Annotated in this window: 13 protein-coding genes; 10 read left to right on the top strand and 3 right to left on the bottom strand. The window is 72.1% G+C overall.

What is annotated here, in order from left to right; all coding sequences use genetic code 11:
• The first annotated feature begins 31 nt into the window (after positions 1 to 31).
• Positions 32 to 487: a GNAT family N-acetyltransferase gene (locus BDK92_RS10090; protein ID WP_121156478.1), complete on the top strand. Its 456-nt coding sequence runs from the start codon at positions 32 to 34 to the stop codon at positions 485 to 487.
• Between the two features lie 69 nt (positions 488 to 556).
• Here the strand turns inward: BDK92_RS10090 and trpS are convergent, their stop codons facing one another.
• Positions 557 to 1,570: a tryptophan--tRNA ligase gene (trpS, locus tag BDK92_RS10085; RefSeq protein ID WP_121161913.1), complete on the bottom strand. Its 1,014-nt coding sequence runs from the start codon at positions 1,568 to 1,570 to the stop codon at positions 557 to 559.
• Positions 1,571 to 1,911: 341 nt separating this feature from the next.
• Here trpS and BDK92_RS10080 point away from each other — a divergent pair, with 341 nt between their 5' ends.
• Both BDK92_RS10080 and BDK92_RS10075 read left to right on the top strand, forming a co-directional pair.
• Entirely contained in the window at positions 1,912 to 4,158 is a 2,247-nt protein-coding gene (locus BDK92_RS10080) for an FUSC family protein (RefSeq protein ID WP_121156477.1), read from the top strand.
• A 159-nt stretch (positions 4,159 to 4,317) separates the two neighbouring features.
• Positions 4,318 to 5,199, top strand: coding sequence for an NAD(P)-dependent oxidoreductase (locus BDK92_RS10075; protein ID WP_121156476.1), 882 nt, complete (start codon positions 4,318 to 4,320; stop codon positions 5,197 to 5,199).
• Positions 5,200 to 5,281: 82 nt separating this feature from the next.
• Here BDK92_RS10075 and BDK92_RS10070 read toward each other — a convergent pair whose 3' ends face one another.
• Positions 5,282 to 5,500, bottom strand: coding sequence for a DUF397 domain-containing protein (locus BDK92_RS10070; protein ID WP_121156475.1), 219 nt, complete (start codon positions 5,498 to 5,500; stop codon positions 5,282 to 5,284).
• Between the two features lie 69 nt (positions 5,501 to 5,569).
• On the opposite strand from BDK92_RS10070, the gene pepN reads away from it, so the two are divergent.
• The 5 genes from pepN (at position 5,570) to BDK92_RS10045 (ending at position 10,924) form a co-directional block, all read left to right on the top strand.
• Positions 5,570 to 8,107 carry an aminopeptidase N gene (gene pepN / locus BDK92_RS10065; RefSeq protein ID WP_121161911.1) on the top strand — a complete coding sequence of 846 codons (2,538 nt, stop codon included), beginning with the start codon at positions 5,570 to 5,572 and terminating at the stop codon, positions 8,105 to 8,107.
• A gap of 103 nt (positions 8,108 to 8,210) precedes the next feature.
• Positions 8,211 to 8,804, top strand: a complete 594-nt coding sequence (gene nadD, locus BDK92_RS10060) for a nicotinate-nucleotide adenylyltransferase (protein WP_121156474.1) — start codon at positions 8,211 to 8,213, stop codon at positions 8,802 to 8,804.
• A gap of 101 nt (positions 8,805 to 8,905) precedes the next feature.
• Positions 8,906 to 9,304 carry a ribosome silencing factor gene (gene rsfS, locus BDK92_RS10055; RefSeq protein ID WP_121156473.1) on the top strand — a complete coding sequence of 133 codons (399 nt, stop codon included), beginning with the start codon at positions 8,906 to 8,908 and terminating at the stop codon, positions 9,302 to 9,304.
• On the top strand, positions 9,301 to 9,930 hold the full coding sequence (locus tag BDK92_RS10050) for a histidine phosphatase family protein (RefSeq protein ID WP_121156472.1): 630 nt from the start codon (positions 9,301 to 9,303) through the stop codon (positions 9,928 to 9,930). Before rsfS ends, BDK92_RS10050 begins: the two co-directional genes overlap by 4 nt.
• 151 nt (positions 9,931 to 10,081) lie before the next feature.
• Positions 10,082 to 10,924 (top strand): DegV family protein, encoded by an 843-nt coding sequence (locus tag BDK92_RS10045; protein WP_121156471.1) that lies wholly within the window; start codon positions 10,082 to 10,084, stop codon positions 10,922 to 10,924.
• 42 nt (positions 10,925 to 10,966) lie between these two features.
• Here BDK92_RS10045 and BDK92_RS10040 read toward each other — a convergent pair whose 3' ends face one another.
• Entirely contained in the window at positions 10,967 to 11,650 is a 684-nt protein-coding gene (locus BDK92_RS10040; RefSeq protein WP_121156470.1) for a maleylpyruvate isomerase N-terminal domain-containing protein, read from the bottom strand.
• A 135-nt stretch (positions 11,651 to 11,785) separates the two neighbouring features.
• Between BDK92_RS10040 and BDK92_RS10035 the strand changes: the two genes are divergently transcribed.
• Positions 11,786 to 12,580: a ComEA family DNA-binding protein gene (locus tag BDK92_RS10035; protein ID WP_121156469.1), complete on the top strand. Its 795-nt coding sequence runs from the start codon at positions 11,786 to 11,788 to the stop codon at positions 12,578 to 12,580.
• Positions 12,577 to 15,072 carry a ComEC/Rec2 family competence protein gene (locus BDK92_RS10030; RefSeq protein WP_121156468.1) on the top strand — a complete coding sequence of 832 codons (2,496 nt, stop codon included), beginning with the start codon at positions 12,577 to 12,579 and terminating at the stop codon, positions 15,070 to 15,072. The genes BDK92_RS10035 and BDK92_RS10030 overlap by 4 nt, the downstream gene beginning before the upstream one ends.
• The last annotated feature ends 113 nt before the right edge of the window (positions 15,073 to 15,185 follow it).

The raw sequence follows: 15,185 nt of genomic DNA, 5'->3' as shown, positions 1-15,185 counted from the left end.
CGGCGAAACGACGGTTGATTACCCTGAGTGGATGTTGATCGAGTCTCGTCCATGCTCCGACCCGGAGCTCGTGGCCCTGGTTAGCGCCCAGCAGCGGGAGCTGCGGGAGGCGAACCGACCACTCGCCTCGGTGGGCGCCTCGTTCCCGACCCGGGACGACGTCAGCTACCTGGTTGGCGTGGTCAGCGGGCGTGCGGTGGCGTGTGGCGCGATCCGGTCGATCGATCGGACGACGGCCGAGATCGCCCGGATGTACGTCCGTCCGGCGTACCGCCGACGCGGCATCGGTCGCCAGCTGCTCGATGCACTGGAGGAACTGGCCTACCAGGCCGGTCACTCGGTGTTGCGACTGGAGACCGGCACCTACCCGCCGTCGGCGATCGCGCTCTACCGCTCGTCCGGCTACACGGAGATCCCGGTCTACGGCGAGCACGTCGGCAACCCGCAGAGCGCCTGCTTCGGCAAGCGGATCCTGATCTCCGCCTGATCGTTTCCGGTCGACCGGTGGTGTGCGGGAAGGTCCCGCCGGGGAACCCCGCACACCACCGGGGACTCTTCAGGTGAGCAGACCGATGGCGCGCTTGGCCCGGTGGACGGTGTCGGTGGCGTTGTCCCGGGCCCGTTCGGCCCCCTCGGCGAGCACCCGCCGGACGAAACCGGGGTCGCGGGTCAACTCGGCGTGACGAAGCTGGATCGGTCGGAGCAGTCCCTCGACGGCCTCCGCCACCGCCCGCTTGAGCTTGCTGTAGGTGGCGTACTCGGCGGCGAGGGTGTCCGGTGGCGCGTCCACACAGGCGGAGAGGATCTCCAGCAGGTTGGCCACGCCCGGACGGGTCTGCGGGGTGTACTCGACGCTCCGGCCCGAGTCGGTGACCGCCCGCATGACCTTGCGCCGGATCACCTCGGGCGGATCGAGCAGGAAGATGGTGCCCGCGTCCGAGCTGGTGGTCTTGCCCATCTTGGAGGTCGGGTCACTGAGTTCCATCACCCGGGTGGCGACCTCGGGGTGCACCGCGCGGGGCACGGTGAAGGTTTCGCCGTACCGGGAGTTGAACCGGACGGCCACGTCCCGGGCGAGTTCGAGGTGCTGGCTCTGGTCCTCGCCGACCGGCACCTCCTCGGCGTCGTGCAGCAGGATGTCGGCGGTCATCAGGACCGGGTACGTCAGCAGGCTGAGCCGTACGTGCTGCTGTTGCGCGGGTGACTTCTCCTTGAACTGGATCATGCGTTGGGCCTCGCCGACCCCGGTCGCGCACTCCAGCAGGAAGTGCAGTTCGGTGTGCTCCGGCAGTTGGGACTGCACGTAGAGCATGGCCCGGTCCGGGTCGAGACCGGCGGCGAGCAGCATGGTCGCCTGTTCCAGGGTCAGCTCGCGTACCCGGGCCGGCTCGTGGGCCACGGTGAGCGCGTGCAGGTCGGCGAGGAAGACGATGGTCTCGGCCTGGTACTGCGCGTCGACGACCGGGCGGATCGCGCCGAGCAGGTTGCCCAGGTGCAGGTGTCCGGTGGGTTTGAGGCCGGTGAGCCGGCGTTTCGGCAGGGTCCGGGTGAGTGTCGGGGTCGCGGTCATCGAGAGCTCCTCCATCGGTACGTCGACCGCCCGTCCCGGGTGCGCGCAAAGAAACGGCCGCCCGGTTCGGGCGGCCGTTTCTGCTGTCTCGGGTGCGCGGATGCGTGGCCGCCCGTCAGGGGGCCCGCCAACCGTTCGTGGTCATCCGCACCCGGCCAGCTTAACCCACCCCCCGTGACCGGACGTGAATGGCTTACTGGGCGGGACGTGAACGTTTACGCCGGTTCGGCCAGCGGTGGCTGCTGGGAACCGTGGCCGGTGGGGCCGTAACGCCGCCGCCTGGGTGATCGTTTTCCCTGGTGGTGAGGAGCTGATCGGGTCGGCGAGCATCGGAGGCATGCGTGAGCAGCCACGGCGCCCTGGCCTGGCTGGGTCGACGGGACCCGGGCTACCAGATCATCCGTCGCGCCCTTCGGCTGATGCTGATCGGCGTCGGCGTCTTCTACAGCAGCCTCTACGTCCTGAACAGCGCCACCATGGCGCTGTACGGGGTCTTCACCGTCTTCGCCGTCGGCGCGCTCTCCCAGTTGCCGCCGACGCCGCGCGAACGGGTCCGGGTCCTGCTCGTGGCTCTACCGGCGGCCTGGCTGCTGGTCGGCCTCGGCACCCTCCTGGCCAGCCACACCTGGGCGGCGGCGGCCGGCATGCTGGTGGTCGGGTTCGGGCTCACGTTCGTCAGCGTCGGTGGGCCACGGCTGGCGGGGGTGACGAGCGGGTTGCAGCTCTTCTACATCCTCGCCTCATTCGGCCCGTACGCGCCGGGAACCCTGGGGGAGCGGCTGGCCGGGGTGAGCCTGAGTGTGCTGCTGCTGGGCCTCGCCGAGCTGGTGCTCTGGCCCGGTCGGGTCACGCTGGTCCCTTACCCGCGCCGGCTCGCCGAGGCGGCCGACGCGGTCGCGGACCTCCTCGACCTGCTCGCCGAGGCGCTCTCCGGGCGGGTTGATCCGGGGCCCGAGACCGCGCGCCGGCAGGCGGCGGCCAGCGCGGCGCTGGACCGGCTGACGTTCGAACAGTTGCCCGCGACCGAGCGCCCGACCTCGGCGAACGCGCGTGATCGGGCGATGCGCGATGCCGCGGTGGCACTGCGCGAGGCGCTCGACTTCGCCGACCGGTTGGCCGTTGACGCGGCTCTCCCGGGTGCCTCCGCCCCGCCCGGTGCACCGCGGCCGCCCGGTACCCCGGCGACGCCCGACAGTGACCTGGACTGGCTGCTGCGGCGGGGGGCGGAGTTGACCCGAGCCGCCGGCCGCACCTTCTCCGGCGAGGGCCCACCGGTCGACCGGCGGGAGCCGCTGCGGCTGCAGCAGGCGATCGACGAGGTACGGGCCCGCCCCGGTGCGGGACCGCCCAGCGAGAGCGGTCTCAACCAGCTCTGGTTGGACACGATCATCCTGCGGCTCGTCGAGCAGGTGCCGATCCTGGCCACCGCCGCCCGGATCGCCGCCCGGCTCCCGATCGACCTGCCCACGCCCCGGGCGCCGCAGCACCATCAGCCGTTCACGTACGCCTACCGGTCGACCCTGGTGCTCTACGCGCAGCGGTTGCGGCTGCATCTCACCCGACGGTCGGTGAACTTCCAGGGCGGGGTACGGATCGCCCTGGCTCTGGCCTCGGCGCGGGTGGTGGCCGGTTACCTGGACCTGGACCACGGCTTCTGGGTGCTGCTGGCCACGCTCACCCTGCTGCGTACCTCGGCCGCCGACACCCGTACCACGTTGCGCCCGGCGGTGGTCGGCACGGTCTGCGGTGCCGCTGTCGGCGGCGGCCTGCTGACGGTGGCCAGCCGGCCAGAGATCTACGAGGGGCTGCTGCCGCTGGCCATGGTGCTGGCCTTCGCGGTCGGCCCGCTGCTGGGGTTGGGCTGGGGACAGGGCTTTGTGACCCTGTTGCTGACGGTGCTGTTCGCCCAGATCGGACCGCCCAACCTGCAGATCGTCCAGGCCCGGTTCCTGGACGTGCTGATCGGGGCGGCCGTCGGTATCCTCGCCGGGCTGCTGTTCTGGCCGCACGGCGGCGGCGGGGAACTGCGCCGGTCGATGGCCAACTATCTCGACCAGGCCGCCGCATCGGTCCTCGAGACGGTCGAGGTGGTGACCGGCGAGGAGCCGGATCGGGGTGAGCTGGCTCGGGCGCACCGGGCCGGGTTGCTCGCCGAGGCGTCGATGGTCCAGTACCAGTCGGAGACCCCGAGCCGTCGGAACGAGGGTGTGGACTGGAGCGCGGTGCTGATCGCCGGGCATCGGATGGTCCGGGGTGGCCAGCATCGGCGGGTGTTGCAGCCGCCGGTCCACTCCTGGCCGCGTCCGGAACTGCTGGGCCCGCTCGACGACTTCGCCTTCCGGGTACGCGGCGCCTACGGCGACGTCGCGGCTCAGCTTGCCCATGGTCGGGTGACACACCCGGTGCGGACGCCGTCGCCCAGCGGCAACCTGGCCGGTCGGTTGGGGGTTCTGGGCGACAGTGGTGGTGACCGGGCCTTGGCACTGGATCTGGTGGACCTGGAGGTGTGGTTGATGTGTCTCAGGACCCACCTGAACAGGGTCCAGGCCCCGGTCGGCGGGGAGGTGCGGGAGCTTCCGCTGCGGTAGCGGCTCCGACCGGGGTCCACCGACCGGCCAGGACCGGCCGATGTTCGACCAGATCCCGGCCGGCACCGCCCCGCACGGCGGTTCCGGCCGCAGCCTGAAGGGCGGGTCCGTCGTGGTCGAGATCGAACGGCGGGGCGGCGCGGCGGCCGAGGAGGTCCGATGGGTACGGCACGGGAGACAGTGGCCTTCCTCGGCCTTGGCGGTATGGGCCGTGCGATGGCCGGCAACGCGTTGCGGGCCGGTCTGCCGACCGTGGTGTGGAACCGTACGCCCAGGGCGGCGGAGGCGCTGGGTGGTCTCGGCGCGCGGGTCGCCGGGAGTGCGGCCGAGGCGGCGGCCCAGGCCGCGATCGTGGTGACCATGGTGTCCGACGTCGACGCGGTCCAGGCGGTCGCTGTCGACCAGGGCATGCTGGCCGCGTTGCCACCGGGCGCGATCTGGGCGCAGATGAGCACGATCGGCATCGCCGGGACCGAGCGGTTCGCCGCGCTGGTCGACCGGGAGCGGCCGGACGTGGTCTTTCTCGACGCTCCGGTGGCGGGGAGCCGGGGACCGGCCGAGGCCGGGCAGTTGGCCGTCTACGCGTCCGGGCCGACATCGGCGCGGGAGCGGGTGACGCCCCTGTTCGACGCGGTTGGTCAGCGTACGGTCTGGGTCGGCCCGGTGGGGCAGGGGTCGCGGCTCAAGCTCGTCAACAACATGCTGCTCGCGTTCCTGGCCGAGGGGGTCGCCGAGTCAGTGGCGCTGGCCCAGACGGTCGGGATCGCCACCGAGACCGTGTTGACCGCCTTGACCGGTAGTCCGATCCTGCCGCCGTGGGCGGAGGCGAAGCTACGCCGGATGGCGCGGGACGACTATTCGCCCGAGTTTCCCCTGTCGCTGGCGCTCAAGGACGTCTATCTCGCCCTCGATGCTGTCGACCCGGCCCGGTTCACTGTCGGGGGCTGCCTGGCGGCGCAGTGGCAGCGGGTGCTCGACCGTGGCTTCGGGGGCGACGATCTGACGGTGGTCGTCCGGGCCATGACACCGGGTGCCGCGTGACCGGGTCGATCGGGTGCGGCGACCAGTCCGGGTCATCCGGCACGCCACCCGGTGGCTCGCCGGATGACCCGTGGCGGTCCTCCTACTCCAGGTCGAACTCGCCGTCCTGGGCGCCGGCCACGAACGCGTCCCACTCGGCCTGGGTGAAGACCAGCACCGGTCCGTCCGGCTCGGCCGAGTTGCGCATGCCGATCAGGTCGTCCACGAACGCCACCTCCACCGCCGCCTCGGAGGTGTCGCCTTCGGCGCGCTGCCACACCGCGCGGGACAGGTCGAAGTCACCCTTCGGATGCTGCGCCATTGTCGGTTCCTCCACTGCGCGATCCGTCATGGGAAAGCCTTTCCACTCTCAATGTTGCAGGATATGCGGATGCCGAGCCTTACCAGGGTCGAGGCGGCCGAGCGCGCCGCGCTGCTGACCGTTGAGTCGTACCACGTTGATCTTGACCTGACCACGGGTGACGAGCGGTTCCGGTCCGTCACCACAATCCGTTTCCGGGCCACCTCCGGCGCCACCACCTTCGTCGATGTCAAGCCGGCCCGACTGACCAGCGTACGGCTCAACGACACGACCATCGATCCGGCGACGCTGGTCGACGGTCGTCTTTCGCTCAGCGGGCTCCACGACGAGAACACGCTCACCGTCGACGCGGAGATGGCGTACTCGAACACCGGCGAGGGGCTGCACCGGTTCGTCGACCCGGCCGACGGCGAGGCGTACCTCTACGCCATGGCCTTCCTCGACGAGGGCCCCGCCATCCACGCCAGCTTCGACCAACCCGACCTGAAGGCGCCGGTCACGCTCAGCGTGACCGCACCGGAGAACTGGCTGGTGGCCGCGAACGGGGCACCGCTGCGCCCGCCGACGGCGGGACGGTGGGAGTTCGTCCCGACCGCACCGCTCGCCACCTACTTCATCTCGCTGATCGCCGGCCCGTACCACGCCCGCCACGACGAGCACGACGGCATACCGCTCGGCCTCTACTGCCGCCGTTCCCTCGCCGCGCACCTCGACCAGGACGCCGACGAGATCTTCACGGTGACCAAGCAGTGCCTGGACCGGTTCCACGAGCTGTTCGAGATCCGCTACCCGTTCGGCAAGTACGACCAGGCGTTCGTGCCGGAGTTCAACGCCGGCGCGATGGAGAACCCCGGCCTGGTGACGATCCGGGACGACTACGTCTTCCGGTCGGCGGTCACCGACAGTGAGCGGGAACGGCGGGCCACCACCATCGCGCACGAGATGGCGCACATGTGGTTCGGCGACCTGGTCACCATGCGGTGGTGGGACGACCTGTGGCTGAACGAGTCCTTCGCCCAGTACCTGGGCGTCCGGGTTGCGGCCGAGGCCACCCGCTTCGACGGTGCCTGGACCACGTTCGGCCTGCGGGGCAAGGGCTGGGGGTACGCGGCCGACCAGCGCCCGTCGACCCACCCGGTCGCCCCGGCGGAGGTGGTCGACGCCGCCGCCGGTCTGCTCAACTTCGACGGCATCTCGTACGCCAAGGGCGCGTCCGTGTTGCGGCAGCTCGTCGCCGGGCTCGGCGACGAAGCGTTCCTGGCCGGGCTGAACGCGCACTTCGCCGCCCGGAAGTACGGCAACGCCACCCTGGCCGACCTGCTCGGCGCGATGAGCGAGGCCAGCGGCCGGGACCTGACCGGGTGGGCCGAACTCTGGTTGCGCCGGGCACAGGTGAACACGCTGCGGGCCGAGGTGAGCGTGGCCGAGGACGGCACCTACCGTGAGGTGGCGGTGGTGCAGACCGCCCCGGCGGAGCATCCGGTGCTGCGTCCGCACCGGATCGGGGTGGGCCTCTACGACACCGACGAATCCGGTCCCGCCGGTCGGCCGGTGGCCGTACTGCGTGCCCGGATCGAGGCCGACCTCGACCCGACCGTCGACAAGGGACGGACGGTCATCACCGAGCTGGCCGGTCAACCGGCCGCCGCGGTGCTGCTGCTCAACGACGGTGACCTGACCTTCGCCAAGGTACGTCTCGACGACGCGTCCGCCGCCGCCGTACCTCAGGTGCTGCCGGGCATGGACGACTCGCTGACACGTGCCTTGCTCTGGACCGCGACCATCGACGCGGTGACCGACGGTGAACGTCCGGTCTCCGACCTGGTGGCGCTGATCCTCGCCGCGCTGCCCGGGGAGACCGAGGTCATCCTGGTCGAGGAGGCGCTGAAACTCTCCCGTCCGCTGATCGACCGCTATCTCGATCCGGAGCGCCGCCTCGCCGCGCTGGAGTACGTCGCCCAGGCCTGCGACCGGTTGCTCGGAACCGCCCCGGCCGGTGGTTCGGTGCAGCTCGCCGCCGCCCGCGGCCTGATCGAGGCGAGCGTCGACGCTGACCGGCTCGCCGGCTGGCTGGCCGGCGAGGGGGTGCCGGACGGGCTCGCCGTCGACATCGACCTGCGGTGGGCGCTGGTCGGCCGACTTGCCGTGCTCGGCGCGGTCGGCGAGGCGGAGATCGCCGCCGAGTTGGCCGCCGACCAGAGTGCCGCCGGTGCCGAACGGGCGGCCCGGTGCCGGGCCGCGTTGCCGGACCCGGCGGCGAAGGAGCACGCCTGGCAGGTCCTGATCAGCGACACCTCGCTGTCCAACCGACTCGTGGAGGCGAACGCGGCCGGGTTCTGGCAGCCGGAACAGGCGGAGCTCACCGCCTCCTATGTGGAGCGGTACTTCGCCGAGATGCCGGCGGCAGCGCGGTTGCGTACCGCGTGGACCGCCGACCAGGTGGCCAAGCTCGCCTTCCCCCAGTACGTGGTGGAGCAGCGGACCCAGGATCTGGCCGCGGCGCTGCTGGCCCGCGACGACCTGACCCCGGGACTGCGTCGGGTGGTGACCGACGCGGCCGACGACCTACGGCGGGCGATCTGGGCGCGTTCCACCGGGGTGGTGTGACCGGCGGCCCGGACCGGCGACGGGTGGCGGCGCCCGGATCGACCGGGTGCGATCTGCGTCATGCCGGGGCGGCGGGAAGGCCGCCCCGGCATACGATCAAGAGGTGGAGGAAGATACCCGACGAATCGGGATCATGGGTGGCACCTTCGACCCGATTCATCACGGTCACCTGGTCGCGGCCAGCGAGGTCGCCGACCGGTTCGGGCTCGACGAGGTCATCTTCGTGCCCACCGGCCACCCGTGGCAGAAGGCCGACGAGCCGGTCTCCTCGCCCGAGGACCGCTACCTGATGACCGTCATCGCCACCGCCTCGAACCCCCGGTTCCAGGTCAGCCGCGTCGACATCGACCGGGACGGCCCCACCTACACCGTCGACACGTTGCGCGACCTGCACGAGCAGTACGGCCCGAAGGCGCAGCTCTTCTTCATCACCGGAGCGGACGCGCTGGAGAAGATCCTTTCCTGGAAGGACGCCGACCAGGTGTTCGAGCTGGCGCACTTCATCGGGGTGACCCGGCCGGGCTTCGAACTCTCCGCCGGGCACCTGCCGGCCGACTCGGTGAGCCTGGTCCAGGTGCCGGCGATGGCGATTTCGTCCACCGACTGCCGGGCCAGGGTCGCCGCCGGGGAGCCCGTCTGGTACCTCGTACCCGACGGTGTGGTCCAGTACATTGCCAAACGCCGGCTGTATCAGTAACGGTTTGGGGTGTTTGCGACCTGTTGTTCGCTAACTGCCAAGTCGTAACTCAGCAGCGTGTGAGAGGCTAGGAGAGTCCCACAGTCGACCAAAGGAGTACGGTGACAGCTTCCGATCGCGCCCTTGAGCTGGCATTGGCCGCCGCACAGGCTGCCGCTGACAAGAAGGCGCAGGACATCGTCCTGATCGACGTAGGCGACCAGCTGGCCATCACCGACATTTTCCTGGTCGCCTCGGCGCCGAGTGAGCGCCAGGTCCAGGCGATCGTCGACGCGATCGAAGAGCAGCTGCTCACCCTCTCGGAAAAGGCGAAGCCGGTACGTCGCGAGGGCGAGCGGGCCGGCCGTTGGGTGCTGCTCGACTACGTCGACATCGTGGTGCACGTCCAGCACACCGAAGAGCGCGAGTTCTACGCTCTCGACCGGTTGTGGAAGGACTGCCCGATCATCCCGTTCGTCGACCGCGACCTCGTGGACGCCGACGCCGGCCACGGCGAATGACCCGACTGATCGTCTGGCGGCACGGCAACACCGACTGGAACGCGGGTAACCGGGTGCAGGGGCAGACCGACACCCCCCTCAACGAGCTGGGTGTGGAGCAGGCCGCCGCCGCCTCGGACATGCTCGCCGCACTGAAGCCGGACGCCATCGTCTCGAGCGATCTGCAGCGGGCCGCCCGTACGGCGGCGGCGCTGGCCGCGCTGACCGGGTTGCCGGTGCGCACCGATGCCCGCCTGCGCGAACGGCACTACGGTCAGTGGCAGGGCCTCACCATGCACGAGGTCGCCGCCCGGTTCCCGGCCGAGCACGCCCGCTGGCGGGCCGGCGACCAGGATCCGGGCTGCGAGGTGGAGAGCCTCGACGACCTGGGCAAGCGGGTCGGTGCCGCGCTCCAGGCGGCGGCGGACGAGACGCCCGGTGGCACCACCGTGGTCGCCACCCACGGTGGTGGCGCCCGGCAGGGCTGCGGCCATCTGCTCGGCTGGTCCCCGGAGATCCTGCGCCAACTCGGCTCGTTGCAGAACTGCCACTGGACCGAGCTGCGCTACGACACGGTGCGCGGCTGGCAACTGCGTGCCCACAACGTCGGGCCGGCCGCCCGGGAGCCGATTCCCGCCGCGATCTGAGCCACCGTGGTGCGAGCCGGTACGGGCGCAGCCGCCTGGCGGATCGACCAAGCCTTTTGGTCTGTGTTGCCTGCTTCTTTGCCATGATTTGCCCTGACTGCGGGGCATCTCGGCGTCGGCGGCCACCGAGCCGATCGGCTACCGTGCCGAGATGCCCGTCGCGGTTGTTACCGACTCCACCGCCTACCTGCCGGCCGACCTCGCGCCCCGGCTGACGGTGGTGCCGCTCACCGTGATCGTCGGCGGTGTGCAGGGGCTCGAAGGCGTCGAAGTGTCACCCGCCGACGTCTCCCGCGCGATGACCGGCCGCCGGATCGCGGTGCAGACCTCCAGACCGGCGCCGGAGCAGTTCGCGGTGACGTACCGCCGGTTGCTCGACCAGGGCGCCAGCGGGGTCGTCTCGGTGCACCTCTCCGCCGAACTCTCCGGCACGGTGGAATCCGCCGTCCTCGCCTCGGCCGAGTTCGGCGACCGGGTCACCGTGATCGACTCTCGTTCCACCGGGATGGGTCTCGGCTTCCCGGCACTGGCCGCCGTACGGGCCGCCGCCGGTGGCGCCGGGCTGGTCGAGGTCGAACACGCCACCCGGGAGGCGATCGGGCGTACGTTCACCTTCTTCTACGTCGACACGCTCGAATTCCTGCGCCGGGGCGGCCGGATCAACGCCGCCGAGGCGCTGTTCGGGACCGCCCTGTCGGTCAAGCCGATCCTGCACGTACGCGACGGGACCATCGCGATCCGGGAGAAGGTGCGTACCGCGAGTCGGGGACTGGCCCGGCTGGTCGACCTGGCGGTGGCCGCCGCCGAGGAGACAGCGGTCGACGTCGCCGTCCACCACCTTGCCGCGCCCCAGCGCGCGGAAGCGCTCGCCGGGGCGCTTGCCGTACGGCTCGGCGACCGGCTGTGCGACCGGTACGTCACCGAGGCCGGTGCGGCGGTCGGGGCACACGCCGGGCCGGGCCTGGCCTGCGTGGTGGTCCACCGCCGGCCCTGAGCCGTCCCCGGTGGCGCTGGGCCCGGAGTGGGCCGGTGAGCCTCAGCCCAGGGTGAGCCAGCGCAGACCGATCCGTTCGACCCGCTCCGTCTCGGCTGCGGTGATCGGTTCCCGCCCGGTGGCCTTACCCAGGAAGGTCAGCCGGTCCCAACCGAGTCGCCGTACCGAGGCCGGTCCGGCCGGGCCGACCAGCAACTCCTCCACCAGTTCGCCGGCGGGCCCGGTCAGCCACGGCCGGCGGTCCAGGGCCGCGGCGAGGTCCAGGCCGTGCACCGCGACCTCGACCACGCGGGTACGCAGGAACTCCGACAACAGCATCGGGTCGCCGTGCCGGGTGCGTACCAGCCGTCCGGGCGGCTCGGCCCGGCAGAGCAGATCCACCCGGCGCCACGTGGTGCTGAACTCTTCGACCAGCCCCGCACCGGTCACCTGGGCCGCCGCGTGCTCCTGGGCCAGCCTGATCCGGGTCGCGTTGGTCCCCGACGCGAACCGTTCGTCCGGCCGGTAGTACGCCGTCGCCGACACCTCGGCGCGGGCCGGCGGTTCGGCCGCCAGCATCTCCGGCAGCCAGGCGAGCACCACCCGGACATGGGCCAGCAGGTCCCGTACGAGCCAGGGGGCGCAGGTCGTGGGGCGATCCCAGTCCGGCTCGGAGAGTCCGCTCATCGCCTCGGTGAGCTGCTCCAACTCGCCCCGGAGAACGTCCAGCACCGAATCTTGTCCCATTGGCCCGAAGCTACCAGCCCCGGGCCGCATAACAGATCCCGTCATGATCAGGGCGTTGTCCACAGGCGGGCGGCTTGTCCACAGGCGAGAATCGCGCGGCGCTCGGCTCCGTCCGATCCGGCTACCGTCCGCCGGGTGTCTGACGAGGACGAGACGAGGGTGCGGGAGCGCCTGGCCCGGCTACGTGCCGGCCGGGCGAACCGGTCCGCCGTACCGGCGGCGGTGGATCCGGTGGCGACAGAGCCGCCGCCGGCCGTTCCGGTTCGGCTGGGCGGACCCGGGGCCTTCGACCCGGGCCGGCGCGGAGTCCGGGCGCTCGCGGCGGTCGCCGCCCTGGTGGTGCTCGGCGCGGCCGGTTGGGCGTGGCACTCCCGACCGAGGACCGAGCCGGTGGACGTCGCGGCGTCGGCGGCAGTGGACGGGGTCGGCTCGTCGGACCGGCCGGCGAGCGCCGTGGCCAGCCCCAGCGGTGGCACCGCTGCCGAGGTGGTGGTCGCGGTCGCCGGCAAGGTACGCAAACCCGGGCTGGTCCGGCTGCCCGCCGGTGCCCGGGTGGCCGACGCGCTGACCGCCGCCGGAGGAGCCCTGCCCGGCGTCGATGTCGCCCTGCTCAACCTGGCCCGCAAGGTCACCGACGGCGAACTGATCCTGGTCGGGGTGAGCGCCCCGCCGGGTGTCGCCGGTCCGCCGGCCGGTGCGGCGGGTGCGCCGGGACAGCCGCCCGCCCCGGCCGGCGGCGGCAAGGTCAACCTGAACACCGCGACCCTGGCCCAGCTCGACACCCTGCCCGGCGTCGGTCCGGTGCTCGCCCAGCGCATCCTCGACCATCGCGACCAGCGCGGCGGCTTCCGCTCCGTGGGCGACCTGCGGCAGGTCAGCGGCATCGGCGACGCCCGGTACGAACAGCTCAAGGAACTGGTCACGATATGAGCGCACGGCTCGCCCCGGCGCCCACCACGCGCACCCGACGGGAACCGGCCGGTTCCCAGCCGGGTTACGAGCCCGGCCAACCCGGCCAGCCCGGCCAACCCGGCGCCCTGGTCACCGAGTCCGTTGCCCAGGACAGGTCACCGGATCTACGGCTCGCCAGCGTCGCGGTGGCGACCTGGCTCTCCGCCCTCGCGATGCTCCACCTCTGCGCCCGGACCGGGATCGTGGCCGTGGCAGTGGCCGGTGTCGCCGCCCTCGGGGCGGCCGCGTACCTGGCCCGTGGCCGTGGACGTCGCCCGGTTGTCGTCCGCTACGGCTGGATCGTCGTCGCCGCCCTGCTCGGCGTGGTCTGCGGCAGCGCCGCCACCGCCGCCCGGCTCGGCGTACGCGACGCGCCGGCCCTCGCCGAACTGGCCCGCTCCGGTGCCCCGGTCGACGTGGAACTGGTCGTCCGGGACGACCCCCGGGCGGTTGCCGGAGCCCCCGGTCGGCCGGCGATGCTGCTGGTCTCCGCCGAACTCGACTGGCTGCGCGACCCGGCACGGGGCCGGATCGAGATCCCGGCCCGAATCCTCGTACTCGCCAGCGACCAGGGCTGGCGCGACCTGTTGCCGGGACAACGGTTGAGTGCCGCCGGCCGGTTGCAGCCGGCACGGGGCGGCGACCTGACCGCCGCCGTACTCTCCGCGGACGGTGCACCGGTCCGGATCGGGGAACCGTCGTGGACGCAGCGCGCGGCGGGAACCCTGCGGGCCGGGTTGCAACGGGCCTGCCTGCCGCTGGCCGACGAGCCGGGCGGACTGCTGCCGGGGCTGGTGGTCGGTGACACCAGCCGCCTGCTGCCGGCCGTCGAGGACGACTTCCTGACCACCGGAATGACCCATCTCAATGCTGTTTCCGGCGCCAACGTGGCCATTGTGGTCGGGCTGGTGCTGCTCTGCGCCCGCTGGGCGCGCGCCGGACCGTGGCTGACCGCCGCCATCTGCGCCATCGCCCTGGTCGGATTCGTCATCCTGGCCCGGCCGTCGCCGAGTGTCGTACGGGCCGCGACGATGGGGGCGGTCGGGCTGCTGGCCCTCGCGGTCGGCCGCCCCCGGGCGGCACTGCCGGCACTGGGCGCCGCGATCACCGTGCTGGTGGTGGCCGACCCGGAACTGGCCGGCGACGCCGGGTTCGCGCTCTCCGTACTCGCCACCGGAGGGTTGCTGCTGGTCGCGCCGAGGTGGCGGGATCGGTTGCGGGGGCGGGGCGTGCCGGCCGGGCTGGCCGAGGCGCTGGCCATCCCGGCGGCGGCGCAACTGACCTGCGCCCCGGTGGTGGCGGGCCTCTCCGGCACGATCAGCCTGGTCGCCGTACCGGCGAATCTGCTGGCAGTGCCGGCGATCGCGCCGGCCACCGTACTCGGCGTGGCGGCGGCCACGGTCTCACCGGTCTGGCCGGCCGCAGCGGAGTTCGCGGCCTGGCTCGGCAGTTGGCCGGCCTGGTGGCTGGTACTGGTGGCCCGGTACGGCGCGCGGGTGCCGGCCGGCACGCTGCCCTGGCTGGACGGGGTCGGGGGCGGGTTGCTGCTCGGCGCGCTCACCGTGGCGCTGCTGGTCGCCGCCCGCCATCCGTTGGTGCGTCGACTGGTCCCGGTGGTCGTGGTCGCCGTGGTCGTCGGTGCGCTGCCGGTACGCCTGGTCGCCTCCGGCTGGCCACCGTCCGGCTGGATCTTCGCGGTCTGTGCGGTCGGCCAGGGGGACACGGCCGTGCTGCCGATCGGGGCTGGACAGGCGGTGGTGGTCGACGCCGGTCCCGACCCGTCGGCGACCGACCGCTGCCTGCGTCGGCTCGGCGTACGGTCGGTCCCGCTTGTCGTGCTCAGTCACCTGCACGCCGACCATGTGGGCGGACTCGACGGGGTGCTGCGGGGACGCCGGATCGGGGAACTGGTCACTCCAGAGTGGGGTGAACCAGCCGGGGGCCGGGCGCTGGTCGAGCGGGCCGCGACCGCCGCCGGGGTTCCGGTGCGCTCGATCGGCCCCGGCTGGCGGTACGTCGCCGGGCCGGTGGAGCTGACCCTGCTCGGGCCGCCGTACCCGATGCGGGGCACCAGGTCGGATCCGAACAACAACTCCCTGGTGCTGCGCGCCCGGGTCGGTGGTGTGCGGATCATGCTCCCGGGCGATGCCGAGGAGGAGGAACAACGTGCGCTGCTGGACCTCCTGCCCGCCGCCGATCTCCGGGCGGAGGTGCTGAAGGTTGCCCACCATGGCAGCGCCTACCAGGACGGAGACTTCCTGGACGTGGTCGACCCGGCGGTGGCGCTGGTCCCGGTCGGGGTCGGCAACGACTACGGACACCCGAATCCGGCCGTGCTTGCCCGGTTGACCCGCAACGGTGCCCGGGTGCTGCGTACGGACACCGACGGGGATCTGGCGGTGGTGCTCCGTGACACGCGGCTCGCCGTTGTCGTACGTGGCCTCGACGCGACGGACGAGCGGCCGGGATGACCGGGGTAGGGGGCCGCCAGCCATGAGTAGTAGGTCGGGATTAAGATAAATGTCTGGATTTGCGCTAAGTGCGGGCTCGGCTACGGGTACTGGGGTGACCAGGCCCGACGCGC

Origin of the sequence: Micromonospora pisi (assembly GCF_003633685.1) — a bacterium.
Taxonomy (GTDB): domain Bacteria; phylum Actinomycetota; class Actinomycetes; order Mycobacteriales; family Micromonosporaceae; genus Micromonospora_G; species Micromonospora_G pisi.
The sequence above is the reverse complement of the archived record's forward strand: the minus strand, read 5'-3'. Positions and strand labels throughout refer to the sequence as shown.